The organism is Nocardioides sp. CCNWLW239, assembly GCF_037137035.1.
In the GTDB taxonomy this organism is placed as follows: Bacteria; Actinomycetota; Actinomycetes; order Propionibacteriales; family Nocardioidaceae; genus Nocardioides.
The window spans coordinates 216,141-242,598 of record NZ_JBBBNW010000001.1 but is presented as its reverse complement, the minus strand read 5'-3'; the positions used below and the strand labels follow the sequence as shown (position 1 = coordinate 242,598).

Annotated in this window: 24 protein-coding genes; 14 read left to right on the top strand and 10 right to left on the bottom strand. The window is 69.8% G+C overall.

Annotated elements, in window-relative coordinates:
- Positions 1-46: 46 nt before the first annotated feature.
- From WBG06_RS01175 to WBG06_RS01165, 3 genes are all read right to left on the bottom strand, one after another.
- Positions 47-718 carry an ABC transporter ATP-binding protein gene (locus tag WBG06_RS01175; protein WP_336734293.1) on the bottom strand — a complete coding sequence of 224 codons (672 nt, stop codon included), beginning with the start codon at positions 716-718 and terminating at the stop codon, positions 47-49.
- A complete protein-coding gene (locus WBG06_RS01170; RefSeq protein ID WP_336734291.1) occupies positions 711-1,553 on the bottom strand; it encodes an ABC transporter ATP-binding protein in 843 nt (280 codons plus the stop codon). The genes WBG06_RS01175 and WBG06_RS01170 overlap by 8 nt, the downstream gene beginning before the upstream one ends.
- Before the next feature lie 76 nt (positions 1,554-1,629).
- The gene (locus tag WBG06_RS01165) at positions 1,630-4,278 is read right to left on the bottom strand and encodes an FtsX-like permease family protein (protein ID WP_336734289.1); all 2,649 of its coding nucleotides are present in this window, start codon (positions 4,276-4,278) and stop codon (positions 1,630-1,632) included.
- A gap of 131 nt (positions 4,279-4,409) precedes the next feature.
- On the opposite strand from WBG06_RS01165, the gene purE reads away from it, so the two are divergent.
- Entirely contained in the window at positions 4,410-4,907 is a 498-nt protein-coding gene (gene purE / locus WBG06_RS01160; RefSeq protein ID WP_336734287.1) for a 5-(carboxyamino)imidazole ribonucleotide mutase, read from the top strand.
- 63 nt (positions 4,908-4,970) lie between these two features.
- Here purE and WBG06_RS01155 read toward each other — a convergent pair whose 3' ends face one another.
- The 4 genes from WBG06_RS01155 to WBG06_RS01140 are packed head-to-tail and all read right to left on the bottom strand — an operon-like array spanning position 4,971 to position 9,623.
- Positions 4,971-6,569, bottom strand: coding sequence for a CocE/NonD family hydrolase (locus WBG06_RS01155; RefSeq protein WP_336734285.1), 1,599 nt, complete (start codon positions 6,567-6,569; stop codon positions 4,971-4,973).
- The gene (locus tag WBG06_RS01150; RefSeq protein ID WP_336734283.1) at positions 6,569-6,883 is read right to left on the bottom strand and encodes an AtuA-related protein; all 315 of its coding nucleotides are present in this window, start codon (positions 6,881-6,883) and stop codon (positions 6,569-6,571) included. The genes WBG06_RS01155 and WBG06_RS01150 overlap by 1 nt, the downstream gene beginning before the upstream one ends.
- The gene (locus WBG06_RS01145; RefSeq protein ID WP_336734281.1) at positions 6,880-8,211 is read right to left on the bottom strand and encodes an acyclic terpene utilization AtuA family protein; all 1,332 of its coding nucleotides are present in this window, start codon (positions 8,209-8,211) and stop codon (positions 6,880-6,882) included. The genes WBG06_RS01150 and WBG06_RS01145 overlap by 4 nt, the downstream gene beginning before the upstream one ends.
- On the bottom strand, positions 8,208-9,623 hold the full coding sequence (locus tag WBG06_RS01140; RefSeq protein ID WP_336734279.1) for a CitMHS family transporter: 1,416 nt from the start codon (positions 9,621-9,623) through the stop codon (positions 8,208-8,210). The genes WBG06_RS01145 and WBG06_RS01140 overlap by 4 nt, the downstream gene beginning before the upstream one ends.
- Before the next feature lie 41 nt (positions 9,624-9,664).
- Between WBG06_RS01140 and WBG06_RS01135 the strand changes: the two genes are divergently transcribed.
- Complete coding sequence (locus WBG06_RS01135) at positions 9,665-10,615, top strand: LysR family transcriptional regulator (RefSeq protein ID WP_336734277.1); 951 nt, start codon at positions 9,665-9,667, stop codon at positions 10,613-10,615.
- On the opposite strand, the gene WBG06_RS01130 is transcribed toward WBG06_RS01135, so the two are convergent.
- Entirely contained in the window at positions 10,606-11,052 is a 447-nt protein-coding gene (locus tag WBG06_RS01130) for a CoA-binding protein (protein WP_336734275.1), read from the bottom strand. The genes WBG06_RS01135 and WBG06_RS01130 overlap by 10 nt on opposite strands.
- 84 nt (positions 11,053-11,136) lie before the next feature.
- On the opposite strand from WBG06_RS01130, the gene WBG06_RS01125 reads away from it, so the two are divergent.
- Positions 11,137-12,309 (top strand): acyl-CoA dehydrogenase family protein, encoded by a 1,173-nt coding sequence (locus WBG06_RS01125; protein WP_336734273.1) that lies wholly within the window; start codon positions 11,137-11,139, stop codon positions 12,307-12,309.
- A 15-nt stretch (positions 12,310-12,324) separates the two neighbouring features.
- Entirely contained in the window at positions 12,325-12,846 is a 522-nt protein-coding gene (locus WBG06_RS01120) for a GNAT family N-acetyltransferase (RefSeq protein ID WP_336734271.1), read from the top strand.
- A 135-nt stretch (positions 12,847-12,981) separates the two neighbouring features.
- On the opposite strand, the gene arfB is transcribed toward WBG06_RS01120, so the two are convergent.
- Positions 12,982-13,407, bottom strand: coding sequence for an alternative ribosome rescue aminoacyl-tRNA hydrolase ArfB (arfB, locus tag WBG06_RS01115; protein WP_336734269.1), 426 nt, complete (start codon positions 13,405-13,407; stop codon positions 12,982-12,984).
- A complete protein-coding gene (locus WBG06_RS01110) occupies positions 13,404-14,075 on the bottom strand; it encodes a GTP pyrophosphokinase (protein ID WP_336734267.1) in 672 nt (223 codons plus the stop codon). Before WBG06_RS01110 ends, arfB begins: the two co-directional genes overlap by 4 nt.
- Before the next feature lie 275 nt (positions 14,076-14,350).
- Here WBG06_RS01110 and WBG06_RS01105 point away from each other — a divergent pair, with 275 nt between their 5' ends.
- The 10 genes from WBG06_RS01105 (at position 14,351) to WBG06_RS01060 (ending at position 26,331) form a co-directional block, all read left to right on the top strand.
- Positions 14,351-16,006: an enoyl-CoA hydratase-related protein gene (locus WBG06_RS01105; RefSeq protein ID WP_336734265.1), complete on the top strand. Its 1,656-nt coding sequence runs from the start codon at positions 14,351-14,353 to the stop codon at positions 16,004-16,006.
- A 70-nt stretch (positions 16,007-16,076) separates the two neighbouring features.
- Complete coding sequence (locus WBG06_RS01100; protein WP_336734264.1) at positions 16,077-17,225, top strand: phosphotransferase family protein; 1,149 nt, start codon at positions 16,077-16,079, stop codon at positions 17,223-17,225.
- 76 nt (positions 17,226-17,301) lie between these two features.
- Positions 17,302-18,456 carry a hypothetical protein gene (locus tag WBG06_RS01095; RefSeq protein WP_336734262.1) on the top strand — a complete coding sequence of 385 codons (1,155 nt, stop codon included), beginning with the start codon at positions 17,302-17,304 and terminating at the stop codon, positions 18,454-18,456.
- Positions 18,457-18,466: 10 nt separating this feature from the next.
- Positions 18,467-19,906, top strand: a complete 1,440-nt coding sequence (locus WBG06_RS01090) for an aldehyde dehydrogenase (RefSeq protein WP_336734260.1) — start codon at positions 18,467-18,469, stop codon at positions 19,904-19,906.
- A gap of 111 nt (positions 19,907-20,017) precedes the next feature.
- Complete coding sequence (locus tag WBG06_RS01085; RefSeq protein ID WP_336734258.1) at positions 20,018-21,079, top strand: ABC transporter substrate-binding protein; 1,062 nt, start codon at positions 20,018-20,020, stop codon at positions 21,077-21,079.
- A complete protein-coding gene (locus tag WBG06_RS01080; protein WP_336734256.1) occupies positions 21,079-21,930 on the top strand; it encodes an ABC transporter permease in 852 nt (283 codons plus the stop codon). Before WBG06_RS01085 ends, WBG06_RS01080 begins: the two co-directional genes overlap by 1 nt.
- Complete coding sequence (locus tag WBG06_RS01075) at positions 21,903-22,664, top strand: ABC transporter ATP-binding protein (protein WP_336734254.1); 762 nt, start codon at positions 21,903-21,905, stop codon at positions 22,662-22,664. The genes WBG06_RS01080 and WBG06_RS01075 overlap by 28 nt, the downstream gene beginning before the upstream one ends.
- Entirely contained in the window at positions 22,664-23,983 is a 1,320-nt protein-coding gene (locus tag WBG06_RS01070) for an LLM class flavin-dependent oxidoreductase (protein WP_336734252.1), read from the top strand. Before WBG06_RS01075 ends, WBG06_RS01070 begins: the two co-directional genes overlap by 1 nt.
- A 403-nt stretch (positions 23,984-24,386) precedes the next feature.
- Entirely contained in the window at positions 24,387-25,619 is a 1,233-nt protein-coding gene (locus WBG06_RS01065; RefSeq protein WP_336734250.1) for an HNH endonuclease signature motif containing protein, read from the top strand.
- Positions 25,620-25,707: 88 nt separating this feature from the next.
- Positions 25,708-26,331 (top strand): flavin reductase family protein, encoded by a 624-nt coding sequence (locus tag WBG06_RS01060; protein ID WP_336734248.1) that lies wholly within the window; start codon positions 25,708-25,710, stop codon positions 26,329-26,331.
- The last annotated feature ends 127 nt before the right edge of the window (positions 26,332-26,458 follow it).

The window sequence follows — 26,458 nt, the reverse complement described above, 5'->3', positions numbered from 1 at the left end:
TCACCCGCGTCGGCCGACATGGCATGTGGCTGCCACCTCGGCTGACCTAGCTGACGCCTCGGCCGGGGAGGGGGCGGACCCAGGTCGCTGCGCCCTCGTCGAGGGCGAGCTCCGCATCGGCCTCGGCAGCTGCGTCCGGGTCGTGAGTGGCCAGGACGACGATCGCGCCACGCGCGGCCTCAGCCCGGAGGGCGGCGATCATCCGCTCCCGGTTGCCGGCGTCGAGGTCGCTGGTGGACTCGTCGGCGAGGATCACCGTTGCTCGCGACGCGAACGCGCGGGCGAGGGCGATCCGCTGCTGCTGACCACCGGAGAGCTCATCGATGAGGTGGCGGCCGGACTCCTGCAGACCGACCAGCTCGAGGGCGGACTGCGTGCGCGTACGCGCCTCGGCGGGCGCGATGCCGAGAGCCAGCAGCGGCACCAGGATGTTCTCGGCCGCATTGAGCGACCCGGCGAGCCCGTTGCCCTGTGGGATCAGAGCGACCCCGAGCCGCGCAGCCGTGTCCCGTCCGTCCAGCCGGGTCCCGGCCAGGCTGAGGCTGCCTCCGGCCGGTGTGACCGCGCCGCCGAGGGACCACAACAACGACGACTTTCCGGCGCCGGACGGGCCGGTGACGGCAAGCACAGCCCCCGGGCTCAGGCGCAGGTCGAGCGGACGCAGGGCGACCAGGTCGCCGTACGCCACGCTCAGCTGCTCGACGACCAGGTCACTCATCCTCGACTCCTCTCTGCTCCGGCACCAGCTCGTAACGGTCGCCGGCCGGGTGGAAGCGGACCAGCGTGCCGGGCGGTAGGTCGTCGCGTACGTGGTGCGGCAGCGGCAGGAACCCGTCGGCCGTCACCACGGCGTACTCCTCACCGCTGCGCCCCTCGCCACCGATCCGGCCGTCGCGGATCGTGACGGTCCGAGGCAGGAAGGCGGCGACATGCGGATCGTGGGTGACCAGCACGACGGTGGTCCCGTGGGCGCGGTTGATCGTCGCCAGTCGTTCGAGGACCCGGTCGCGGGCATCATGGTCGAGCTGGCTGGTCGGTTCGTCGGCGAGCACCAGCCCGGGGCGGGTGCTGAGTGCGACCGCCATCGCCACCAGCTGCAGCTCACCGGGAGTGAGCCGGGAGAGCGGGTGGTCGGCCACGGCCGGGATGCCGAGCTCCTCGAGCACGACCTCCGGGTCGGGCAGATCCATCCCGGCCGACCGCGCGGCGTGCTGGGCGAAACGTACGTTGTCAGCCGGTGTCGCGTAGGGCAGCAGATTGCGTGCGGCGCCCTGCAGGATCAGCGACACCTCGGTCGCCTGGAGCCGGTCGAGCTCCTTCGTCGAGGCCGCCGAGACCTCGTGCTCGCCCACGAAGATCTTGCCGGCGCTGGGCCGGAACAGGCCCGCGAGCAGGCTCATCAGGGTCGACTTTCCGGACCCGGACGGACCGAGCAGCCCCATCAGCTCGCCGGCTCCGACATCGAGGTCGATGCCCGAGAGAGCGGCCACGTCGTGCCCATCGGCGTGGTAGATGTGCACCAGTCCGTGGGTGCGGATCGCCAACCCGTTCATGCCGCCGCCTCCGTCGAGACGGCGAAAGCATACGGAACCGGCGGTCTGAAGCCTGTGGTCGCTCGCTGGCGCTCGCTCATGCGGTCTCCCGGAGTCGGTCGTATCGAACCTTGGCGGCCACCGAGCGACCGAGCAGCGCGGCCGCGGCGCAGAGCACGACCAGGCACCCGACGGTGGTCGTCGCGACAGCCGGCCAGGGGATGCTCAGATCGGTCACGTCGACCGCAGGTGTCATGGCAAGCAGCGGGATGTCCGGCAGCGTCAGTGCAGCGCCGATCACGCCGCACGCGGCACCGGCCAGAACCCCGACGAGTACCGACAGCAGCTGGGCGTCGGTCGGGATCCGAGCCACGGTGCGCCTGTCCACGCCGGCCATTCTCAAGGCGGTCAGGTCGACGGCCCGTTCCCGCCAGCTGGTGACGGTGAGAACGGTCAGCGCGACCACCGCGAGGAGCACCGCGGCGATCCCGACCACACCACCGAGCCAGAGACTCCAGGAGGCCATCGAGGAATCGAGGCCGCGGCGAACGCCGGCCAAGGTGCGGGTGTCGGCCGCGTACACGCCGTTGCCCGCCAGCTCGGTGGTGACCTCGTCGATGAACTTCTGGTCCTCGGAGGCGAACCAGAGCGAGATGCTGGACTCGTAGTCGGGCTCGGCGAGCTTCGTGGCGGTGGCCAGGTCGACCACGGTGAGATTGGGGCCGTCGCCAGGGATCCGGTCGACCACGGCAACCCGCGTGGCGTCCTGCAGGACCCCGTCGACACCGTGGACCTCGATCTCGTCGGCCTTGGCGTCGGCGGCCTCGCCGGTGGCTATGGTCGGGATCCGTCCCCGGGCGGTCCCGGCGGACAGGGCGGACCAGGCCTTCTGGCTGGGCGCATCGTCGCCGAAGAGCGCGATCCGGCCGAAGGCCAAGGGGTCGACCGCGAGTGTGGCGATGGCGTTGCTGGCCGGGGCGGTGCGTACTACCGGGGTCACCCGCATTCCTTCGGGGTCCAGGTCCGCGAGCACCGACTCGACGGCCGCCAGCCGGGTGGTGGTGAGAGAGGTGCTCTGTAATTCGACCACCGCTGGTGCTCCGGCGATCTGCTCGGCGGCGAGTTCGCGGTTGCGATCGCCGACGACCACTCCACAGACCGAGAACACCGCGAGGGCCGCGGCGACGGTGGCCAGAGCGACCGTACGCCGCGTCATGACGCTCCGCGAGGCGTCCAGCAGCGAGACGCCGGCACGCAGTCGGCCCCGTTGGAGGAGCGAGCCGCCCAGTCGGGCGGCGGCCGGGGGAACGAGCTGGCCGAGCAGCAGGCCGACGAACACCGAAAGCAGCGCCGGCGCGGCCAGCGCGAGGGTGCCGGTCAGGCTGCCGGTCGCGAAGGCGACCACTCCCGCACCCGAGACAGCGATCGCGATCGCGTCACCGATGCCCGGGCGCCATCCGGGACGATGGCCGGTCGTCCGGTGCAGCAGGATGCCGAGCGGTTCGCGGGAGACCCGGACGACGGCGACGTACGTCACGAGCACGAGCACCACCACGGCGGCGAGGGTCGCGACCAAGAGACCCGGGGGGAGCTCGAACGGCGGATCGCCGGGCAGGAAGTAGGTGCGCACCAGCCACGAGCCGATCAGGGCGATCACCACTCCCGGCACGACCCCGAGCAGTGTCGCCGGAACGAGCTCGCGCATCAGCAGCGTCCGGGCGCCCGCACTCCCGCGTCCACGCAACCGGGCGACCACCACCTCGGACCGGCGCTGGTCGGTGGCCGCGCGCAGCATCAGCCAGAGCACGAGGAGGCTGAGGAGACCGAGCTGACACAGCAGCAGCGGGACCGTGATCCGTCCTTGCTCGATCTGTGCCTCCACCTGCCCGGCGAGCTCCGGCAGCGAGGTGTAGGCGTTCGGGGACGGGTCATCGCCGGCCGTCGTGATCGAGCCTGCGCTCGTCTGATCCTCGAGCATCGCTCTGAGCCGGGTCAGGTCGGTGGCGATGGTCCTGAGGTCGTCGATCCCGACGGCATCAGTTCGCAGCCGGTAGCCGACCCACGGGCGCTCCTGAGACAACAGCGGCGTGGGCGAGGCGAACGTCGACTCGTCGGTCAACCAGACGTCGTGCCGGGGGACCTCGCTGGTGGCCACACCCGCCAGTCCGTCGAGCTGCAACCCCTGCCACCAGACCGGGTCAGAGGCTCGGTAGATACCGACGATTCGGTAGTAGACGAACAAAGCTTCCTGGCTGGTCGGGTCGACCACGAGCGTGGAAGGCTTGGCCTTCACGGTCGTGCCGACGGCCAACCCGTAGGTCTGTGCCTCGTTCTCGGAGACCATGATCTGTCGGCTCTCGGTCGGACAGGAACCGGCCGTCACGACGACGTGCTCGCACTGGCCGGCACGCCACCAGAGCTCGCCCACGATGGGGTTGTGGAGATCCAGGTCGAGCTTGGTCGAGGCCGAGACGCCGCGCACGGGCTCATGGAACAGGTGGTCGGCGTCGGGAATGAGGCCGAGCAGCTCGTCCGGCGTGCTGCGCAGCTGGGACCAATCCGAGGCCGGACCGTAGATCTGCAGATCGCGCAGCGCGCTCGGCGCCTCCTGGAGGGTCACCGCGACGGCCGCCTGCTGCATCGCCCGGTCGTAGAGAGGGGCGAAGGCGGCGCAGGCCGTGACCAGGGCGGACAGGAGTGCGATGACCACCGCCTGACCGGCGCGGAACCTCAGGGCCGACAGCATCGGCCAACGATGGCAAAGTCCGACAGGTTCGGAAAGGTAATTTCGGCACCGGCGCAGAAGAAGTCGCCGACTGCGGCATCGCCTCGACCCCGGGTCCGTCGTGGAGGCCCGGTTCGGCCTAGCCTGTCCCCATGAGCGCTCGCGTAGGCATCGTGATGGGATCCGACTCCGACTGGCCGACGATGAAGGCCGCGGCCGACCTTCTCGACGAGTTCGGGATCGAGTGGGAGGCCGACGTGAAGTCGGCTCACCGGATGCCGCAGGAGATGCTCGACTACGGCCGCGAGGCCGCCGGTCGAGGCCTCTCCGTGATCATTGCCGGAGCCGGCGGTGCCGCTGCGCTCCCCGGGATGCTCGCCTCGGTCACCCCGCTGCCCGTCATCGGCGTCCCGGTCCCGCTGAAGTACCTCGACGGCATGGACTCGCTGATGTCGATCGTGCAGATGCCCGGCGGGATCCCCGTCGCCACCGTTGCCATCGGCAACGCGAAGAACGCCGGCATCCTCGCCGCCCGCATCCTCGGCGTCGCCGACCCCGAGCTGCAGCAGAAGCTGGTGGCCTACGAGAAGTCCCTGGCCGAGCTGGCCGCCGCCAAGGGTGAGGTCGTCCGCAACGCCACCCGATCGTGAGTTGTGAAGCTCAGAGTGGCCTATAGACCACTCTGAGCTTCACAACCTCGTGCTGTTTCCGGGTCAGCCGAGCGTGCCCTCGAGAACCGGCACGATCAGCCGCGATCCGCGGGCTCCGACAACGACGGACACGTGTCCGGGGAGTGCGACCGAGTCGATCTCCGGGTAGTCGTCGCTGGAGAGGCGCACCACCAACCGGTGCCCGGCAGCCAGGCGGTAGTGCGTGGGCCAGACGTGCACGCCGAGGTCATAGACCTGGCCCGGCCGCACCGGCAGCGGATCGGCGTGCGACCGTCGGTGGCTGGCCTTGAGCCAGCCTTCGGTGACGCGGGTCCGGGTTCCGTCGGCCGCCTCGTCGTAGACCACGAGGGCGAGATGGCCGTCGGTGGCGGTGAACGAGGCCCGGATGGTCGCCTCGATGCTGCCGGCGACGACGACGTCCTGGGCCACCGGGCGGGTCCGGAAGAGCAGCTGCTCGTGGTCCTCGGGCGGCGTGGTCTCGGTGTTGACGGTGAACTCACGGGTGCCGGGCCGACCACCACCGGGGCGCAGACCTTCCCCGGCGCTGAGCGCCAGGCTGACCTCGCCGATCCCTGCGGGCGGCCACTGGCCGTACTGCTGCCAACCCTCACCGTCCCCCGGTCCGGGGATCTCGTAGGACGTGACCTTCGCCGCGGGCAGCGGAGCGCTCGGCTCGTGACGGAGCCAGCGGTCCCACCAGGCAAGGTAGCCGCCGCGGCCGATGTCGGCGTGCTGTCCCTCGGGGTAGCCGTGCCGCCACGGGCCGGAGACGAGCCAGACGTTGTCGGGCCGGGCGAGGAAGTTGCCGACCATCCCGTCGCGATACCGGTCGTACCAGCCGTTGATCTCCAAGGTCGGGACGGTGAGCCGGTCCCAGCGCGACTTGACGCTGCGACCGCGCCAGAAGTCGTCGTACGACGGGTGCTGCGGGTACGTCACGAGGGTGCCCGGCGCCGTGCTCGCCTGCCAGCTCCGGATCTGGGCGTTGGGGATTCCGCCGCGATAGATCGTGTTCTCGTACCAGTCGCTCAGCCCGTTGATCGGAATGATCGCCCGCAGGCTCGGCGGGCGGTTCACCGCGGCGAGCAGGGTCGTGTGCCCGCCGTAGCTGAGCCCCATCTGACCGATGTCGCCGGTCGAACCCGGGTGATCGGCCAGCCACTCGATGACGTCGTAGTTGTCACGCTGCTCCTGCGGGCTGAACGGGTCCAGCTCACCGGGCGATGCTCCGGAGCCACGCACCTGGCAGACCAACGCGTTGTAGCCCCGCTCCACGAAGTACGCGGCGCCCTGGCCGAACGCTGCGGCGTTCGAGGCGTACGCGGTGAACTCGTAGACGATCCCCGGGAACTCGCCCGGCGCCGGCTCGATCGGCGACGTACCCGGGCGGTAGAGCTGGCAGGCCAGCGAGCTCCCGTCACGGACCGGGACACGCACATCCTCACGGACTACCTCGTACGTCGCGGCTCGCGCGTAGCCGAAGAACGGATCGTCTGGCGCCTGGTCAGCAGGGTCGGCGAGGTCGGCGGCGTCGGCCGGCGAGGCGGTCGCGACGGCCGGAGCGATCCCGTGGAGCGTGGCGATGGCGGCTGCGGTGGCCGCAGCCGCGGCGAAGGCTCGTCGGAGCGTCGGTCGGAGCATCAGCGGTTCCTCTCGAGGCGGAGCATCAGCAGGTGGTAGCCGAGGGTCTTGCCGTGGCCGTCCAGACCTGAGTAGCCGGTCACGCCGCCGGCCAGGACCGACGGGACCCGGAAGACCAGCGCGGGCAGGTGCGGGAGCTCGGTGCGCGCCACGGGCTCGCTGACGGCGAAGTGGTCGGCGACCACCTCGGGCGTGAGTGCGCTCTCGAGCACGACGTACGCCTCCGCGTCCCGCGGCAGCACCGCGAGGATCAACGTGTCGCCCTTGTCGCCGGCGCGGACGTCGGCGAGGTCGTCGACAGTCACTTCGTTCATCGATTCTCCATCAGGGTCACGGTCGGGGAGACCAGATCGCGCGGCACCAGGCAGGACCGGACCACCAGCGTCTGCTGCGTACCGGTACGGGCTCCGCCGCCTCCCGCCGGGCCGTTCGTGTAGAGCGACTCGACCTCCCAACCGACGATGCGCGCCTGGGCGGCGTCCGGGGTGCGGGCGGTGACGCGCAGACGGACCTCCAGAGGCTCGCTCGCCGGCGCCAGCCCACGGAACGCGGCGCCGGCACCGATGAGCTCGACGCCGATCGCGTCCGGGGCGATGCCGTGGACGGCGGAGAGGCGCTCGCGGACGATCTCACCCGCTAGCTCTGCCCGTGCCAGCGCACGCGGTCCGGCGTAGGAGATCTGTCCTTCGCCGAGCCAACCGCCGCGGAAGCCAAGGGTCACCTTGAGGTCCTCCGGTCTCGCGGCTCCGTTCGCGCCGGCCACCTCGACCCGGTCCGGGCCCGCCTGCCGGAACGAGACGCCGGAGAAGTCGGCGACCACGTCGGGGGTGAGGTACGCCTCCGGTCGGTCGACCTCGTAGAGGAGCTGCTCGGTGGCGGTGCGTACGTCGAGCCGGCCGCCGCTCCCGGCGAGCTTGCCGAGCGTCGCTGTCCCGTCGGGGCGTACGTCTGCGAAGGGGAAGCCGAGTCGCGCCAGGTCCGGCACCGGCTTGGTGCCGGGGTCGGCGAAGTAGCCGCCGGTGAGCTGGCCGGCGCACTCCAGGAGGTGGCCGACCACGGTGCCGGCGGCCAGCCGCGGCCAGTCGTGCTCGGTCCAGCCGTACTCGTGCTGCAGCGGTCCGAGGTAGAGCGCCGGGTCCGCGACCCGGCCGGTGACGACGACGTCGGGGTCCTCGGTGAGCGCCTGCCGGATCCCGTCGGCACCGAGGTAGGCGTTGGCCGAGACGAGTTCGTCCGTGCATCGGGAGAGCGGTTCGCCGGTCTCCCACACGATCGGGTCGAGGCGGCGTACGGCTGCCAGGGCGTCATCGCCCGTGACGACGGCGACCCGGGTGGGGCGGCCCAGCGCCTCGGCCACGGCGACGACGCGACGGCCGGCCGCGAGCGGATGGGCGGCGCCGGAGTTGGTGATGATCCGTGTCTGCCCGGGCTCGATCACCGGAAGGACGGCGCGCATCCGCGCCTCCAACAGCGGGTCGTACCCGTCGTCGGGGTCGGCGAGCCGCCGCAGCTGCCCGGCGGCCACGGTCCGCTCGCCCAGGCACTCGAAGACCAGGTAGTCCAGCTCGCCGTCCCGGGCGAGCTCGACCGCCGGATCGATCCGGTCGCCGGCGAACCCGGCACCGGCCCCCAGCCGGATCATGCGGCCCACACCGGGATGACGCCGGTGATCAGTGCAACGGCGAGCATGACCAGGGAGACCAGCCACGCCCAGCCGATGAGGTGCCGGATGTGCTTGCCGATGTCGACTCCTGCCAGGCCGACCAGCAGGTAGAACGAGCCGGTGAGCGGACTGATCGGGAAGCCGACCGTCTCCTCGCCGAGGATCGAGGCCTGGGCGATGTCGGCCGCAGCGATGCCGTGCATCTCGCCGACGCTGATCAGGACGGGGAGCACGCCGAAGTAGTAAGGGTCGGGGCCGAACACCAGACTGAGCGGCACGGCCAGCACGGCCACCAGGACGGGGAGCACGGGGGCCGCCCCGTCGGGCAGGGCGCCGGCGGCGGTCTCAGCCATCGCCTCGATCATGCCGCTGCCTTCGAGGATGCCCAGGAAGACGCCGGCGGCGATCAGCGTGGTCGCCATGAGCATCGCGCCCTTGGCGTGCGCCTCGATCCGGTCGGTCTGATCCTTGAGTCCCGGATAGTTGATGAGGAGCGCCACCACGACGGCGATCAGGAAGACCAGCTCGGGTGTGGCTGCGGCGCTGACCAGGGCGGCGATGACCGCCACCGTGAGAGCGACGTTGACCCAGAACAGACGGGGGCGACGCAGCGCCTGATCCTCGGGGCTGAGGGTGCCGACCCCGTCGAGCGGAACGTCGGCGGCTGGGAGCTCCTCGGGGCTGGAGGTGCCGGCAGAGCTGTGGGCAGGTCCGTCGGCAGAGGCACCGACAGCGACCCCGGCGGGAGCTGCAGCGAGTCGGCTGGTCTCGCGCCGGCCGAGGAACCAGGCGATGACCAGGACCGCGACCATGCCGACGAGCTGGGCGGGGATCAGCGGGACCCACAGGTCGTTCGCCGGTACGCCGGAGGTGGCTGCCGCTCGGGCCGTGGGGCCACCCCAGGGGACGATGTTCATGACTCCGGCACCGAGGCCGACGCAGGTCGTGAGCACCAGCCGGCTCATCCCGAGCCGGTCGAAGAGCGGCAGCATCGCCGGGATGGTGATCAGGAACGTGGTCGCGCCGGCGCCGTCGAGGTGGGCGGCCATGGCGAGGGTCGTCGTGGCCAGGCAGACCGTGACGGGCGCGTTGCCGGCGAAGGCGACGATGCGACGGATGATCGGATCGAACATGCCGGCGTCGCGCATGATGCCGAAGTAGACGATCGCGAAGACGAACATCGCCACGACGCCGACGACCCCGCCCAGGCCACCGGCGACGAACTCGCCGATCTCGGTGGGGGAGAAGCCGGCGACGAGCGCCGTCAGAACAGGGACACCGGCGAGCGCGACGACCGCCGCGACCCGGTTGGTCAGGAGGAGGGCGAGGATCACCGCGACGGTGACGAAGCCCATGAGGGAGAGCATGGGTATGAGTGTGATGACGATCACTTGTTCCTGTCCAACACCAATACCCGATAGATTGATGTGCTGTGGGCATCGATCTGACACTGCGGCACCTTCGGGTGGTGATCGCCGTGGCCGACGCCGGTGGGTACACGCCTGCGGCGCGTGAGCTGCACGTCGCGCAGTCGTCCCTGAGCCGTACGGTGCAGGAGGTCGAGCAGCGCATCGGCGTCCCGCTCTTCGAGCGGACGACGCGCCGGGTGCGCCCCACGTTGGAGGGAGAGGAGTTCCTCGCGACGGCCCGGCGGCTCGTGGGGGAGTTCGACACCGCGCTCAACCACTTCGAGGGCTACCTGGCGGGCACCCGGGGTTCCGTGTCCGTGGCCGCGCTCCCGTCGCTCGCCGGCTCGATGCTGCCGCCTGTGCTCGCCGCGTTCCGTCGCGGACATCCCGAGGTCGCGGTCTCGGTGAAGGACGGGTTCTCCGAGGAGGTCCTCGACCTCGTGGTCCGTGGCGAGGTCGACCTCGCCGTATCGGTCGCTACCCAGGTGCCCGCCACTTTGGCCGTACGCCACATCGCGGTCGACGCTTTCGCGGCTGTGCTGCCGTCAGATCACCCGCTCGCCGCCCAAGAGGAGCTCCGGTGGGCGGATCTGGCGGGCCTGCCGTTCGTCGCCTTCGAACGGATCTCGAGCATCCGCAGCTATGTCGACCGGGTGCTGGCCGAGACCGGCACCCGGACCGGGGCGCTCACCGAAGCGCGCAACATCGGCGCGGTAGCGGGCCTCGTCGCAGCGGGGCTCGGAGTCTCCGCCGCGCCCAGCCTGGTGCTGCCGATGATGATGTTCGCCGACGTCGTGATGCGGCCGCTGGTGGATCCGGGGGTCGAGCGCGACATCTGTCTCATCCATGACCCCCGGCGGCCGATGTCACGTGCGGCACAGGCCCTCATGCAGCTCCTGGTCAGCGCGGGCGAGCGTGAGATCGCCACGCCGCCCGGCGTGCGGTGGGTGCCAGGGGAGCCGGGTCAGGCCTGAGCGCGCCGCCGCTCGAACCAGATCTTGCTGGGGCAGGTGTCCATGACCATCGGTACGCCGGCAGCGGTGGTGCGCTCGAAGGCGGCCTCGTCGACCACACCCATCTGGAACCAGACGCCCCCGGCGCCGATCGCGACGGCCTCGTCGGCGAACTGGCCGGCGGCCTCGGAGCGGCGGAAGACGTCGACGACGTCGATCTTCCCGACGGCCGCGGTGGCGTCGGCCAGGGTCGCGTAGACCTTCTCGCCGAGCACATCCTTGCCTTCGGCGGCGGCGCCGGGGTGGATCGGGACGATCCGCTTGCCGTGCTGCTGGAGCTCCTGGGCGATCGAGTAGGCGGTGCGGTAGGGGTCGCCCGAGAGGCCGACGACGGCCCAGGTCTCGGAGTCGTCGAGAAGCGTGTCGATGGTGTCCTGGTCGAGCCATGCAGCGGTCATGTCGGACACAACCACGACAACGCTCCGACGATTCCGTGGCCACCGACGTACTGGCCAGTAGCAAACAGGCATAGACTCCGGGACATGAGTGCCGAGTACCCGTTGTTCGCCCTCTCCGAGGAGCACCAGGAGATCCGCAAGGCCATCCGCGAGATCTGTGACGCCAAGATTGCCCCGGCTGCGGCCGCGGTGGACGAGGAGGCGCGTTATCCGCAGGAGGCGCACGATGCGCTGGTGGAGACCGACTTCTTCGCGCCGCACGTGCCGGAGGCGTATGGCGGTGTCGGGGCGGACGCGCTCGCGACGGTGCTGGTGATCGAGGAGATCGCTCGCGCGGACGTGTCGGCCTCGCTGATTCCTGCGGTGAACAAGCTCGGTTCGCTGCCGGTGCAGATCGGCGGGTCGGAGGAGCTGAAGAAGAAGTACCTCGGTGCGCTGGCTGCCGGCCAGGGGAACTTCTCCTACTGTCTCTCCGAGCCGGACGCCGGCTCGGATGCGGCCAACCAGAAGACCCGGGCGGTCCGTGACGGCGACTTCTGGGTGCTCAACGGGGTGAAGCGCTGGATCACCAATGCCGGTGTCTCGGAGTACTACACCGTGCTCGCCGTGACCGACCCCGAGAAGCGGTCCAAGGGCATCTCCGCGTTCGTGGTGGAGAAGTCGGATGAGGGGGTCAGCTTCGGTGCCCCGGAGAAGAAGCTCGGTATCAAGGGCAGCCCGACGCGTGAGGTCTACTTCGACAACGTACGCATCCCGGCCGACCGGCTGATCGGTGAGGAGGGCAAGGGCTTCACCTACGCGATGCAGACCCTCGACCACACCCGGATCACCATCGCGGCCCAGGCTGTGGGGGTCGCCCAGGGGGCGCTGGACTATGCGCTGGGCTATATCCAGGAGCGCAAGCAGTTCGGCAAGCCGATCGCGGAGTTCCAGGGCCTGGAGTTCATGGTCGCCGACATGGGCATGAAGATCGAGGCCGCCCGCCAGCTGACCTACGCTGCGGCGGGTCGTTCCGAGCGTGGCGATGCGGACCTGACGTTCTTCGGTGCGGCGGCCAAGGCGTTCGCGAGCGATGTGGCGATGCAGGTCACCACCGACGCCGTCCAGCTGCTGGGTGGCTATGGCTTCACCCGTGACTACCCGGTCGAGCGGATGATGCGCGATGCCAAGATCACCCAGATCTACGAGGGCACCAACCAGGTCCAGCGGATCGTGATGGCCCGCCAGCTGTTGGCAGGCGTCCAGTCGACCCTGTGACCTATCGTGTCCGGCGTGACTGATCAGGGCTTTCGGCTTCGACCGTGGGAGACGTCGGACGCCGAGGTCCTGCTCGCTGCCTACGGCGGGTCGGGGATGTCGACCGAGCGGCCGGACGGGGTGGCCGCCGTCGAGGACGCAGCGCGGTTGATCCGCGAGTGGGCCGAGGAGGCTGCGGCCCGCAGGGCCTACACCTTCGCGGTCGTCGACGGCCCCGACGTCCTGGGTCAGATGCGGGTCACCATGCAGTCACCCGTTCACAAGATCGGCTGGATCTCCTACTGGACCCTCGATGAGCACCGCGGGCGAGGCGTCGGGAGCACCGGGCTGAAGCTCCTGGCGAGGTACTGCTTCGACGAGCTCGGCCTCTTCCGTCTCGAGACCGGCCACCGCCTCGACAACCCTGGATCGTGCCGCGTCGCCACCGCCGCCGGATTCCTCGTCGAGGGCCGCGAACGCCAGAAGCTGCTCTACGACGGCGTCCGCTACGACACCGAGACCCACGCCCGCCTCGCGACCGACCCTGACCCTGCCTGACGCGGAGAAGGCAAGTACGTCGGGCGAGACGTCACGGAGGTCGGCCGAGACGTCACGCCCGCGAATCGAGATGGCGCACCGATGCCAGCTCGGCCGACGTACCTGACGCTTCGGCCGACGTACCTGACGTCTCGGCTAGTCCTGGACGCGGCCGCGGAGCTGTTTCGTCTGGCTGCGCTGGCGCTTCGCGTCGAGGCGGCGCTCCTTGGAGCCGCGGGTGGGTCGGGTGGGGCGGCGGGTCGGAGGCGGCGGGGCGAGCAGGTCGCGGACCCGCGCGGCGAGGCGCTCGCGGGCCTCGATGCGGTTGCGGTGCTGGGAGCGCTGTTCGTGGGAGACGACGACGATCGGGCCGTTCGACCGGCTGAGGATGCGCGTGAGCTGAGCCTCGGTGAGTGCACCGGAGGAGGCAGGGTCCCACTCCAGCTCGACCCGGGAGTCGGTGGTGTTGACCGACTGGCCTCCGGGGCCGGGGGAGCGGGAGAACCGCTCGACCAGCTCGGCGTCGGGGATCACGAGCCCGTCGGGCAGGCCGGGCCCCGGTTGTACGCGTACGTCCTTCATCGGACCGCGCCGTGCACCTCGCTGCGCAGCCGGGCCATGGTGGCGTCGAGGTCGGCCGCCGTGCGGGCCGCCGCACCGAGCTCGTCGCGCAGGGTGGTGGGGACGGTGCCGTCGTATTTGTAGTAGATCGAGTGCTCGACGCTGGCCCAGAAGTCCATCGCGATGGTGCGGATCTGCAGCTCGACCGGCACCTCCACGGCGCGGTCGGAGAGATAGACCGGCACCTTGATGATCAGGTGGAGGCTGCGGTAGCCGTTGGCCTTGGGCTCGGCGATGTAGTCCTCGACCTCGACCACGTCGACGTCGGACTGGCTGCCCAGCATCTCCATGATCCAGTAGACGTCGGAGACGAACGGGCAGACCACCCGGATCCCGGCGATGTCGCGGATCTGCTGCTCGAGGGCCTCGATGGTGAGGGGACAGCCGATCTTGCGGGCCTTGGCCAGCAGGCTCTCGGGCGACTTGAGTCGGGTGCGTACGTGCTCGATCGGGCTGTGGTCGTGAGCGTGCTCGAACTCCTCGCGCAGGATCGCGATCTTGGTCGAGACCTCGTCGATGGCGAACTTGTAGCGCATCCGGAAGCTGGCCAGCTCGCGGGCCATCTCGTCGCTGCTCGCCTCGACGAGATCCACCAACCCGTTGATCGGGTTGTCGTCGACTGTTGTCATTGTCCCCTCCTGACAGAGTCATCTTTGCAGGCGGCGACAAGGCGACGGGCAGCGCCCGGCGCGTCCGGGACGCGGTCGGGACGGTGTCGAGGCGGGACCGGGGACGAGGCGGGGCGGGCGTCCTATACCGCACCGGGTCTTCTGTCCCCCTCTTGGGCACCGAGGCTGCGGTCGTTCGGGTGCGCCCGATACAGTGACACCCCTCGGGGGATTTATACCCCTCGGGGGATACAAGGTCTGTTCGGGTTACCTACCAGTAAGGACACCTCCCCCACATGCGCATTCTGCTGCTCGTCTCCGCGTACAACGGTCTGACCCAACGGGTCTGGTGTGATCTCAAGGAGGCCGGCCACGAGGTCGGGGTGCTGCTGGCGCCGGTCCACGACGACGGGGACCTGGTCGCCGCCGTCGATGACATCGCACCCGACCTGATCCTGTGCCCGTTCCTCAAGCACCGGGTGCCGCAGCAGGTCTGGGACCGCTATCCGACAGTCGTGATCCACCCGGGGCCGGTCGGCGACCGCGGCCCGTCCTCGCTGGACCACGCCACGCTCGACGCTCGTGAGCGCTGGGGGGTGACCGCGCTGTCCGCCGTCGAGGAGATGGACGCCGGCCCGGTCTGGGCGACCAAGACCTTCCCGATGGCCGAGGTCCCGATCGCGAAGAGCGCGCTCTACAACGGTCCGGTGGCCGATGCCGCGATGGACTGCGTCGCCGAGGTCGTCCGGATGGTCGCCGCGGGAGAGGAGCCGAGGCCGGCTGAGGAGTGGCCGACGGAGGTCGAGGGGACGGGCGAGCTGCCGCTGCTGCGCCGCACGGCGTTCGAGGTCGACTGGTCGGCACCCGCGACCGAGATCGCCCGGAGGATCGCGGCGGCCGACGGCGCTCCGGGTGCTCCGGCGACCGTCGGGGGCGCGACGTACTGCCTCTTCGACGCCGCCACCACGCCCGACGAGAATCCCGGTGTCGAGCCCGGCACGGTGGTCGGTGTCGACACCGACGCCGTCGCGATCGCCACCGGTGAGGGCACCTTGTGGGTCGGCTATGCCGCGACGCTCGAGAAGAAGCGCGGCCCCAAGCTTCCCGCGGCGTGGGTGCTCGACGCCAAGCATGCGCCCTACCGGCGGATGCCTGAGGCGCTGGCCGAGACGACCTACGAGCGCGACGGCGACGTCGGCTACCTCACTCTTCGCTCCTACAGCGGGGCGATGCACACCCAGCAGTGCCGGAGGATGACCGACGCGGTCCGCAAGGCGCTCGTCGAGGACACCCGAGTCCTGGTCGTACGCGGCACCGAGCACGCCTTCTCCAACGGCATCCACCTCGGCGTGATCGAGGCCGCCCAGGACCCGGCCGTCGAGGCCTGGGACAACATCCGGGCGATCGACGAGCTCTGCCTGGCGATCGCCGAGGCCGAGCAGCTGACCATCGCCGCGTTCACCGCCAACGCCGGTGCCGGCGGCGTGATGACCGGCCTCTGCGCCGACATCACGGTGGCGCGCGCCGGGGTCGTGCTCAACCCCTACTACGACATGGGCATCTTCGGCTCCGAGCTGCACACCTGGGGCCTGCCGAGCCGCGTCGGTGACGAGAAGGCCGATGAGCTGCTCGCCGCCAAGCTGCCGATCTCGGCGGCCGAGGCTGCCCGCATCGAGATGGTCAGCGACCTGGGCCCTCGCGATGCGGCCGAGTTCGACGGCTGGTTGCGTGAGCTGGCGCAGCGGTACGCCGAGCCCGAGGCGTACGTCCCGGCCCTGGCGGCCCGTGAGGCGCGACGAGTCGGTGCGATGCCGATGTCCTACTACCAGAGCATCGAGCTGGCCGAGATGGCCCGGGACATCTTCGAGGACCGCTACGCGTTCGCGGCGAAGCGGAAGGCGTTCGTCACCAAGGCCGCGCCCACCGAGACGCCGTCGAAGATTCGGTTCTGACAGTTGACAAACTAGAACGTGTTCCACCAGCCTGAGGTGTGTGATCTGACTCACGCCCCAGGAGGAGTACGTGACCCAGGCGCCCCCGCCGCCCGAGATGACCTTCCAGAAGTCGGGCCGCGATCCTGCGGCCATCGGCGCCAGGCTGGAGCAGTGGCTGACCACGACGCTTCCGCCCGGCGCCGATCCCGCGGTCGCCATCCTCGGTGGCATCGACGCGAACGGGCTCTCCAGCGAGACCGTCCTGCTCGACGTCACCTCGACGGTTGCCGGGAGCAGGGAGACGAAGGCGTACGTCCTCCGGGTGGCGCCCCGACCGGAGGACATCCCGGTCTTCGCGAGCTATGACCTGCAGGCGCAGTACGACGCGATGCGCCTGGCCGGCTCGCTGTCCTCCGTCCCGGTGCCGGAGGTCGGGCTCGCCGAGCTGAGCGGCTCGGTCCTGGGGACTCCGTTCTTCCTGATGGAGCGGGTCGACGGGGTCGTCCCGCCGGACGTGATGCCCTACAACTTCGGCGACAGCTGGCTCTTCGACGCCTCGCCCGAGGACCGGGCGGCGCTGCAGGCGCGCTCGGTCGAGGTGCTCGCCGGGCTCCACGGGATCCCCGACGCGGCCTCCCGGTTCGCCTTCCTGGACCCCGCCGCTGCCGGCTACACCGGGGAGACGCTGCTCGCCCGCAACCTGGCCAAGACCCGTGAGTGGTACGCCTTCGCCTCCTCGGCCGAGGAGTGGGGCGGTCGCTCACCGCTGGTCGAGCGAGGTCTGGCCTGGCTCGAGGCCAACCTGCCGGACGACGTGAGCGAGCCCGTCCTGTGCTGGGGCGATGCGCGGATCGGCAACATCATCTACCGCGACTTCGCGCCGGTCGCCGTCCTCGACTGGGAGATGGTCAGCCTGGGGCCCCGCGAGATGGACGTGAGCTGGATGATCTTCGCGCACCGCATCTTCGAGGATCTGGCCGCGATGCTGGAGCTGCCGGGGATGCCCGACTTCCTCACCGCGTCCGAGGTGCGTGAGACGTACGCGGCGGCGAGCGGTGTCGAGCTCGGTGACCTGACCTGGCACGAGGTCCATGCCGCGGTGATGTGGGGCGTGATCTACCTGCGGATCGCGGCTCGGCAGATTCACTTCGGCGAGATCGAAGCGCCCGAGGACCCGGAGTCGACGCTCTACCACCGGGCGATGTTCGCAGCGATGCTCGACGAGGTCGGCGCATGAGCGAGCGCCAGCGAGCGACCATAGGTCTCAGGCCGCCGCGTCCGTATCATGGCGCTTGCGCTACGGAGGTGGCGGCATGACGGACCCGGGGGCTCACGGCGAGTACGTCGGGATCGGTCCGCTGGACGAGTACCCGATCCACCAGCTCCCGCGCCCGGTCGCCTGGGCGGGTAGCAGCGACCGCAACTTCTACGACCGCTGCTACCTCAACGCCCACGACCGCACGGGGGACCTCTTCCTCATCACCGGGATGGGGTTCTATCCCAACCTCGGGACCAAGGATGCGTACGTCCTGCTGCGCCGCGGCGACGAGCAGACCGCGGTGCATCTGGGCGACGGTGCCGACCCGCGGGGCGGTGACCGGATGGGGCAGCAGGTCGGGGCGTACCGGATCGAGGTCACCGAGCCGCTGCGGAAGCTTCGGCTGGTGCTGGAGGAGACCCACGGGGTCGCGCTGGACCTGCGCTGGGAGGGCTCGTTCGAGGTGGTCCAGGAGCAGCCGCACATGATGCGGCAGGGGGCTTCGACCGTCCTCGATGCGCAGCGGTTCGCGCAGGTCGGGACCTGGGAGGGAGTGATCGAGGTCGACGGCGAGCGGATCGTCGTCGACCCCGACCGCTGGGTCGGGACCCGTGATCGGTCCTGGGGGATCCGTCCGTCCGGTGAGGCGGTGCCGCCGGGCAAGCCGGCCGACCCGGGGTTCGAGGGGATGTGGTGGCTCTACGTGCCGCTGCGGTTCGAGGACTTCGCCGTGGTCCTGATCATCCAGGAGACCCCTGACGGTCATCGCACCCTCAACGACTGCACCCGCATCTTCGCCGATGGCCGGGTGGAGCAGCTCGGCTGGCCGCGCGTCCGGATCCACTACCGGGACGGGACGCGTCTCCCGGAGGGCGCGACGATCACCTGCTCGACCCCGGCCGGGGAGCCGTTCGTGCTCGAGGTCTCCTCGCTGCTGGGGGTGCCGATCCATGTCGGTGGTGGCTACGGCGGCGACTCCGACTGGGCGCACGGCGTCTGGAAGGGTGCCGGATTCGCCGAGCGGCTGACCTATGACATGAACGCGCCGGAGGTCGCCGGCCGGGTGCCGTTCGGCGTGATCGACCACGTCGGCCGCGCGGTCGCACACGGGCCCGGCGCCGACGGAGTCGAAGGCTGGGGGCTCTTCGAGCACGGCGTCCTCGGGCGCCACGACCCCTCCGGCTTCACCGACTGGCTCGACCGGATCTGAGGAGAATCACATGACGTACGACCACGACGCACTCTTCATCGGCGGCACCTGGACCAAGCCCGCCACCGACGCGACGATCGAGGTGATCTCGCCGCACAGCGAACAGGTGGTGGCGCGGGTCCCCGAAGGCTCGGTGGCGGACATCGACGCCGCGGTGGCTGCGGCGCGTACGGCGTTCGACGAGGGGCCCTGGCCTCGGATGTCGCCGGCCGAGCGGATCGAGATCGTCCAGGCGCTCTCGGGGCTCTATGCCGGCAGGCTCGGCGAGATGGCCGAGGTGATCACTGCCGAGATGGGCTCGCCGATCTCGTTCAGCAACCTCGCCCAGGCGCCGGCGCCCTGGATGCAGATCGAGGCCTTCCTGGCCATCGCGCGGGAGTTCCCCTGGGAGTCGCGGCGGGCCGGTGCGCTGGGCTCGGACGTCGTCGTACGCCACGAGCCGGCCGGGGTCGTCGCTGCGATCGCGCCGTGGAACGTCCCGCAGTTCACCGTGCTGTCCAAGCTCATCCCCGCGCTGCTGGCGGGCTGCACGATCGTGGTCAAGCCGGCCCTGGAGACTCCGCTCGACGGCAACCTCCTCGCCGAGATGCTGGTCGAGGCCGGGGTGCCCGAGGGTGTGGTCAGCATCGTCGCCGCGGGACGCGAGGTGGGTGAGCACCTGGTGACCCATCCCGGCGTCGACAAGGTCGCGTTCACCGGGTCGACCGCGGCCGGTCGGCGGATCGGCGCGTTGTGCGGCGAGCGGCTGAAGCGGGTCTCGCTCGAGCTCGGGGGCAAGTCGGCCGCGATCGTCCTCGACGACGCGGATCTCGCGGCCACGCTCGAGGGCTTGAAGTTCACGGCGTTGATGAACTCGGGGCAGGCGTGCGTCGCCCAGACCCGCGTGCTCGTCCCGATCGGCCGCCACGACGAGATCGCCGACGCGCTGGCGGAGACGGTCGCGGCCATGACGGTCGGCGACCCGTCCGACCCGGCGAGCGAGATCGGGCCGATGGTCGCCCGCCGCCAGCAGGAGCGGGTCGAGAAGTACATCGCCCTCGGTCAGGAGGAGGGCGCGCGCCTGCTCACCGGCGGCTCCGGTCGTCCGGCCGGCCTCGACACCGGGTGGTACGTACGCCCGACCGTCTTCGCCGGCGTCGACAACCGGATGCGGATCGCCCAGGAGGAGATCTTCGGCCCGGTCCTCTCCGTGATCCCCTACGGCTCGGTGGAGGAGGCCGTCGGCATCGCGAACGACTCCGACTACGGCCTGGCCGGGACGGTGTGGACCGCCGACCAGGCGGCCGGGCTCGACGTCGCCCGGCAGGTGCGGGCCGGGACGTACGGCGTGAACACCTACACGATGGACTTCGCGGCACCGTTCGGCGGCTTCAAGGCCTCCGGGATCGGGCGGGAGTTCGGGCCCGAGGGGCTGGCTCAGTACACCGAGCTGAAGTCCGTCTACCTCTGATCCGTGGCGGGTCTCGCACTCCGGTGGCGACGTCTCAGGATCCGAGCGGTGGTTTTATAGCGAATCTCTACTGACTTACTCTGGTTTGGACGGACCAACCAGAGGAGAGCCATGATCCGCCCCACCCCACCTCGCCTGACTGCCATAGCCGCCATCCTCACCACCCTGCTCCTGGGATCGACGGCGTGCGGTGGCGCCGAAGCGACCGACGCCGCCAAGCTCGCCGCCGACGCGGAGCTCCCCGACCAGGTCCCGGAGGGAACGGTCCTGCGCCTCGGGATCCCGCCGGTCGAGGTCGCCCTGAAGGAGTCCGGCCTCATCGACGAGGTCGAGGGCTACGAGATCGAGTGGGCCAACATCTCCGGTGGCCCGAAGAGCATCGAGGCGTTCCGCGCGGGCGCGCTCGACGCGAGCTACGTCGCCGACATCCCGCCGCTGTTCGCGACCTGGACCGACACCCCCGTGCGGATCGCCGCCGTCACCGAGAACCCGGACCCGCTCGAGAACCCGATCTACGAGCTCGGCATCGCGCCCGAGTCGAAGGTGAAGACGCTCGAGGACCTGAAGGGCAAGAAGATCGCCTACTCGCCCGGCCAGGCCCAGGGTGCACTCGTGCTCAAGACCCTCGACTCGGTGGGGCTGACCCAGGACGACGTCGAGCTGGTCGAGATCCAGAGCGTCGATGACACCTACGCCAACGCGCTCGCCTCCAACCAGGTCGACGTCGCACCGCTGGGCGGGCCCCAGCTGACGTCCTATCTGGCCAAGTACGGGCGCGACGGCGCCACCTCGGTCCGCACCGGCATCCGGGACGACGCGATGCTGTTCTACGGGCCCGAGGAGACCTTCGAGGACGCCGCCAAGGCGGCCGCGTTCAAGGACTTCCTCGGGTTGTGGGTCAAGGCCGAGAAGTGGATCGACGAGCACCCCGACGAGTGGGTCCAGGCCTACTACGTCGACCACGAGGGCCTGACCTTCGAGGACGGCAAGGCGGTCTACGAGACCTCTGGCCAGCGGATCATCCCCGAGGGCTGGGACGAGTTCATCGAGCGTCACCAGGAGACCGCCGACATCCTCGTCGAGGAGCAGGGCCAGCCCGACATCGATGTCGAGGAGCTCTATGACCGTCGCTACGAGACGGTCATCGCCGACGCCGTGAAGGAGGAGCAGTGATGGCCACCACGGCAGTCGAGGCGCCGATCGTCGGCGTCGTCTCCGAGAAGGTCACCGACAAGCGGGTCGTACGCCGCCGGCTCGGCCCCGGGCCGCGGATCCCCGGCACGCTGTGGATCGGGCCGGTCCTGCTCCTGGGGCTGTGGTGCCTCGCCTCGGCGACGGGCGTGCTCGATCCGCGTACGTTGTCGGAGCCGTGGGTGGTGGTCGAGACCGCTCAGCGGCTGATCGCCGACGGACGGCTCCCCGAAGCGCTCGCGACCTCGGCCTACCGGGCCGCGCTCGGGCTGGTGATCGGGGTCGCGGTCGGGCTCGTGCTGGCCTTGATCTCCGGGCTCAGCCGGGTCGGTGAGGCGCTGATCGACGGTCCGATCCAGGTGAAGCGGGCCATCCCGAGCCTGGCGCTGATGCCGCTGCTGATCCTGTGGCTGGGGATCGGCGAGCCGATGAAGGTGATCACGATCGCCCTCGGCGTACTCATCCCCATCTACATCCACACCCACAACGGTCTGCGGGGCATCGACAGCCGCTACGCCGAGCTGGCCGAGACCGTCAGCCTGCGCCGCGGCGCGTTCATCCGGCACGTGGTGCTGCCCGGCGCGACACCGGGGTTCCTGCTGGGGCTGCGGTTCGCCGTGCTCAACGCGCTGCTGTCCCTGGTGGTCGTCGAGCAGGTCAACGCGACCAGCGGCATCGGCCACATGATCACCCTCGCGTCCAGCTACGGCCAGACCGAGATCATCGTCGTCGGCCTGGTCGTCTATGCCCTGCTGGGCCTGGTCGCCGACGGCATCGTCCGCTTCACCGAGAGAAAGGCACTGGCATGGCGACGCACGCTGGAGAGTCACTGACACCCCCCGAAGGGCCCGCCGTACGCGTCGAGGGGCTGCACCGCAGCTTCTCCGAGGCCGGCGGGGTGCTCAACGGACTCGACCTCACCATCGCGTCCGGGGAGTTCGTGGCGCTGATCGGGCGCTCGGGCTCCGGGAAGTCGACGCTGCTGCGGGCGCTGGCCGGCCTCGATCGCTCCGTCTCGGGATCGGGTGTCGTCGAGGTGCCGGAGCGGGTCTCGGTGGTCTTCCAGGACTCCCGGCTGCTGCCGTGGCGGCGGGTGCTGGACAACGTGACCTTGGGCCTGTCAGGTCCGGATGCCCGTTCGCGTGGTCTCGAGGCGCTCTCCGAGGTCGGTCTCGAGGGCCGCGACCAGGCCTGGCCGCACCAGCTCTCCGGTGGCGAGCAGCAGCGCGCGGCGCTGGCCCGGTCGCTGGTCAGGGACCCCCAGCTGCTGCTGGCCGACGAGCCGTTCGGGGCCCTGGACGCGCTGACCAGGATCAAGATGCACAAGCTGTTGCAGAACCTGTACGCCGCCCACCACCCCGCCATCCTGCTCGTCACCCACGACGTCGACGAGGCGATCGCGCTCGCCGACCGGGTGATCGTGCTGGTCGACGGTGTCGTCGGCTCGGACATCCGGATCGATCTCGGCGCGAGCCGGAGCCCGGGGGACCCGCGGTTCGCGGCGCTGCGGGCGCGGCTGCTGGCCGAGCTCGGTGTGGTCGAGTCGGTCGGGGAGGAGGTGGCCTGATGGGTGCGCGGCAGCTCCACCTCAACCTGTTCCTGCACGACACCGGCCACCATGAGGCGTCGTGGCGGCTGCCGGAGTCGGATCCCCATGCCAACCTCTCGCTCGCTGCCCATCAGCACCTGGCACGGGTGGCGGAGGCGGCCAGGTTCGACTCGCTGTTCCTGGCCGACTCGCCCGCCATGTTCGGCTCGCCCGAGCGACGGCCCTCGGCGCGTCTCGAGCCGACCGTGCTGCTGGCCGCGCTGGCGGCGACCACGGAGCACATCGGCCTGATCGCGACGGCGTCGACGTCCTACAACGAGCCGTTCAACCTCGCCCGGCGGCTGGCCTCGGTGGACCATCTCTCCGGCGGGCGGGCGGGGTGGAACATCGTCACCACCGCCGGGGACGCGGCGGCCCGCAACTTCGGTCTGGAGGGGCAGCCGCTGCACAAGACCCGCTACGAACGGGCCTCCGAGTTCCTCGAGGTCGCCACGGCGCTGTGGGACAGCTGGGCCGACGACGCGATCGTGGCCGACAAGTCGGCCGGGGTGCACGCCGTCGGCGATCGGATCCGGCCGATCTCCCACGTCGGACCGCACTTCGCCGTCGAGGGCCCGCTCAACCTGGCCCGGCCGCCGCAGGGCCATCCGCTGCTCGTCCAGGCGGGCTCATCCGAGGACGGCAAGGAGTTCGCGGCCCGCTGGGCCGAGGCGATCTTCACCGCCCAGCCGACCCTGGCCGAGAGCCAGGCGTTCTACGCCGACATCAAGCGCCGGGTGACCTCGGCCGGGCGCAACCCCGACCAGGTGCTGGTGCTGCCCGGGATCGTCCCCATCCTCGGCGAGACCGAGGCCGAGGCGCGTGAGCTCGAGGCCGAGCTGGACCGGCTGATCGCCCCGGAGTACGCCGTCGCCCAGCTCGCTCAGCTGCTGCGGGTCCCGCCGTCGAGCTTGTCGCTCGACTCGGAGCTGCCCGACGACCTGCCGTCGGAGGACTCCATCGAAGGGGCCAAGAGTCGCTATACGCTCGTCGTCGAGTGGGCTCGGCGGGATCGGTTGACCGTGCGGGAGCTCATCGGAAAACTGGGTGGTGGGCGGGGTCATCGCACCGTTGTCGGGACGCCTGTTCAGGTCGCCGACACGATCCAGCACTACTTCGAGAACGGTGCCGCGGACGGGTTCAACATCATGCCTGCGGTGCTACCTTCGGGGCTCGAGGCGTTTGCTTCTTCTGTTGTTCCTGTTCTTCAGGAGCGGGGGCTTTTTCGGCGGGAGTATTCCGGGGTCACTCTTCGGGATCACTATGGGTTGGGGCGGCCGGATCGGGTTGCTTCTTAGGGGCGCTTCTCTGCTGCTGATGTTCTTCGGGGTTGGGGTGGGCCGCCGGCCCTCCTTCTACGGTCTTCTCGACGAACCCCGGAGTCAAGGACGGCCTGCGGCCGCCGGCTTCGCCGGTCGCCTTCGGCGATCCTTGACACCGGGGCACGTCGAGAAAACTTGGCTGGCTATCGGGACGGCGGCCCCGGGTGTGGCCGGGAGGCAATCCTCCGTTCGGGACGAGAGGGTTCCACGGGGCTGGGTGTGGCCCTTCGGGCCACTTATCATCCACAGGAGCGATGCCGTTCGCTCACCGCGAAACCGCATTTGACCTGCACCTATGGATGGTTAGGTATCGAATCTAAGCGTAGAATCAGATCCATCACAACACGCCTCTGAACACTCCGGAAGGGAGGAGGCAGCGATGAGTCTGGACAGCGGGATCGACGCGACCACATCGATCATCGATGCCTCCTTCGATGACCTCCTCGATCGGGACCCGATCTACTGGTCTGCCTCCCAGAAGAAGGAGATGCTGGCGTGGCTCGCGAAGACCGAGGCGCGACAGGCTGCGCTGAAGCTGAGGATCCTGGGTGCCTGTGGTGATATCGCTGCTGAGACAGGGGACAAGGACGCCTCCGCTTGGATGCGCGCCGAGCTGCTGCTCGACCGAGGCGTGGCCCGGTCCCAGATCAAGCTTGCCGGCGCGCTGAACAGATACGACCTGGTCGCCACCGAACTTGCCGCCGGCCAACTGTCTGAGGCGAAAGCCCAGGCGATCACCCGTGCCCTCGACACGATCGACACCGACCCGGTCGCCACCCGCGAAGACTTGGTCCTGGCGGAAAATCTGTTGGTCGAGGAGGCCGACCGGCTGACCGCCAACCAGCTCCGGGTCGCGGGGAGACGGATCCTGGAACGAGTCGACCCCGACCGGTTCGACGAAGCCGAAGCCCAAGCACTCCTCGCCGAAGAGCAACGCGCCTTACAGAAGACCGCATTGCGGATCTGGGACAACCACGACGGCACCGTCGGGTTCGAAGGCGTGCTCCCGGTCTCGACCGGGATCAGGCTCAAGACCATGGTCGAGGCCTACGCCCAACCCCGCAAACAACAACTGGTGGAGAAAGGTGCGGCGCTGCCGCCGTGGGAACGACTCCTGGGCCACGGGTTCACCCGGTTGCTCGAGACCATCGACCCCACCGTCCTGCCCCGCCACGGCGGCGACGCCACCGTCGTCATCAGCCTCGAGGATCTCCGCAAAGAGCTCGGCACAGCGACCCTCGGGTACGACGAGACCAACGGCACCACCATCACCGCTGCCGAAGCCAGGAAGATGGCGTGCAACGCCACCATCATCCCCTGGATCCTCGGCAGCGACGGAGAAGTCCTCGACGCCGGCCGGGCCAGCAGGTTCTTCCAACCCATCCAACGCAAAGCACTCCGGATCCAGCAGAAATGCTGCCAAGCCGAAGGCTGCGACATGCCACCCGAATGGTGCGACGCCCACCACCTCGATCCCTGGAGCACCGGAGGACGGACCGACCTCAAAGACGGGGTGCTGCTGTGCCCACATCATCACCGGCTCGCCCACGCGCCCGGATTCACCCATGAGCGTCTGCCCGACGGCACCATCCGGTTCACCAGACGATCCTGAGCCGACCCAGGTGATGCGCGACGGTTGAAGAGAGCGCAGCGTCGGATTCCCGCCGGAAGCGACCGCTGGCGGACTCTAGTTTCGAGGCATGAACACGCATGTCGACATCGATCCGGCGATCCTCTACTTCGGCACGCCGGTGGTGGTGCTCTCGACCCTCAACGAGGACGGCACCACGAACCTGATGCCGATGTCCTCGGTCTTCTGGCTGGGGCGTACGGCGGTCCTCGGGATCGGGGCGTCGTCGCAGACGGCGCTCAACCTGAGGCATCGGCCCGAGATCGTCCTCAATCTTCCCAGCGTCGACCTGGTGACCGAGGTCGATCGGCTCGCGCTGACCACGGGCAACGGGGCGATGTCGGCGACGAAGCTCGAGCGCGGGTATGTGTATGTGCCCGACAAGTATGCCCATGCCGGGCTGACCGCGTACGGGTCGGACACGGTGCTGCCGACGTCGGTGGCGGAGTGCCCTGTGCACATCGAGGGGACGGTCGTAGAGCTTCACGAGCTGCGCGAGCCGAAACTTCTCGCTGTGGAGGTCGCGGTGAGCGCGGTGCGGGTCATGCCCGACGTACGTCTCGACGGGCATCCCAACCGGATCGACCCTGATCGGTGGCGGCCGCTGGTCATGAGTTTTCAGCATTTCTACGGGTTGGGGGAACGCGTCCATCCGTCGCGGCTGGCGAGCATCGACGAGGAGCTCTATCGGTGACCACGTGCCTCCGCTGATGATGTCCGCCATCGTGCGTCGATAACTGCCCTCTGACCTGCGAATATGTTCGGGGCTCGACGACCCGCCGGTTCTCCCAAGGCAAAGATGTGGTTGGGTAGTGACGGTT

What these genes read in the sequence shown, in the direction of transcription:
- WBG06_RS01165 (WP_336734289.1), bottom strand. Translation starts at nt 4,278, where the DNA reads ATGCTGTCGGCCCTGAGGTTCCGCGCCGGTCAGGCGGTGGTCATCGCA.
- WBG06_RS01085 (WP_336734258.1), top strand. Translation starts at nt 20,018, where the DNA reads ATGATCCGCCCCACCCCACCTCGCCTGACTGCCATAGCCGCCATCCTC.
- purE (WP_336734287.1), top strand. Translation starts at nt 4,410, where the DNA reads ATGAGCGCTCGCGTAGGCATCGTGATGGGATCCGACTCCGACTGGCCG.
- WBG06_RS01070 (WP_336734252.1), top strand. Translation starts at nt 22,664, where the DNA reads ATGGGTGCGCGGCAGCTCCACCTCAACCTGTTCCTGCACGACACCGGC.
- WBG06_RS01150 (WP_336734283.1), bottom strand. Translation starts at nt 6,883, where the DNA reads ATGAACGAAGTGACTGTCGACGACCTCGCCGACGTCCGCGCCGGCGAC.
- WBG06_RS01130 (WP_336734275.1), bottom strand. Translation starts at nt 11,052, where the DNA reads ATGACCGCTGCATGGCTCGACCAGGACACCATCGACACGCTTCTCGAC.
- WBG06_RS01060 (WP_336734248.1), top strand. Translation starts at nt 25,708, where the DNA reads ATGAACACGCATGTCGACATCGATCCGGCGATCCTCTACTTCGGCACG.
- WBG06_RS01090 (WP_336734260.1), top strand. Translation starts at nt 18,467, where the DNA reads ATGACGTACGACCACGACGCACTCTTCATCGGCGGCACCTGGACCAAG.
- WBG06_RS01155 (WP_336734285.1), bottom strand. Translation starts at nt 6,569, where the DNA reads ATGCTCCGACCGACGCTCCGACGAGCCTTCGCCGCGGCTGCGGCCACC.
- WBG06_RS01125 (WP_336734273.1), top strand. Translation starts at nt 11,137, where the DNA reads ATGAGTGCCGAGTACCCGTTGTTCGCCCTCTCCGAGGAGCACCAGGAG.
- WBG06_RS01105 (WP_336734265.1), top strand. Translation starts at nt 14,351, where the DNA reads ATGCGCATTCTGCTGCTCGTCTCCGCGTACAACGGTCTGACCCAACGG.
- WBG06_RS01170 (WP_336734291.1), bottom strand. Translation starts at nt 1,553, where the DNA reads ATGAACGGGTTGGCGATCCGCACCCACGGACTGGTGCACATCTACCAC.
- WBG06_RS01095 (WP_336734262.1), top strand. Translation starts at nt 17,302, where the DNA reads ATGACGGACCCGGGGGCTCACGGCGAGTACGTCGGGATCGGTCCGCTG.
- WBG06_RS01065 (WP_336734250.1), top strand. Translation starts at nt 24,387, where the DNA reads ATGAGTCTGGACAGCGGGATCGACGCGACCACATCGATCATCGATGCC.
- WBG06_RS01080 (WP_336734256.1), top strand. Translation starts at nt 21,079, where the DNA reads ATGGCCACCACGGCAGTCGAGGCGCCGATCGTCGGCGTCGTCTCCGAG.
- WBG06_RS01110 (WP_336734267.1), bottom strand. Translation starts at nt 14,075, where the DNA reads ATGACAACAGTCGACGACAACCCGATCAACGGGTTGGTGGATCTCGTC.
- WBG06_RS01175 (WP_336734293.1), bottom strand. Translation starts at nt 718, where the DNA reads ATGAGTGACCTGGTCGTCGAGCAGCTGAGCGTGGCGTACGGCGACCTG.
- arfB (WP_336734269.1), bottom strand. Translation starts at nt 13,407, where the DNA reads ATGAAGGACGTACGCGTACAACCGGGGCCCGGCCTGCCCGACGGGCTC.
- WBG06_RS01145 (WP_336734281.1), bottom strand. Translation starts at nt 8,211, where the DNA reads ATGATCCGGCTGGGGGCCGGTGCCGGGTTCGCCGGCGACCGGATCGAT.
- WBG06_RS01075 (WP_336734254.1), top strand. Translation starts at nt 21,903, where the DNA reads ATGGCGACGCACGCTGGAGAGTCACTGACACCCCCCGAAGGGCCCGCC.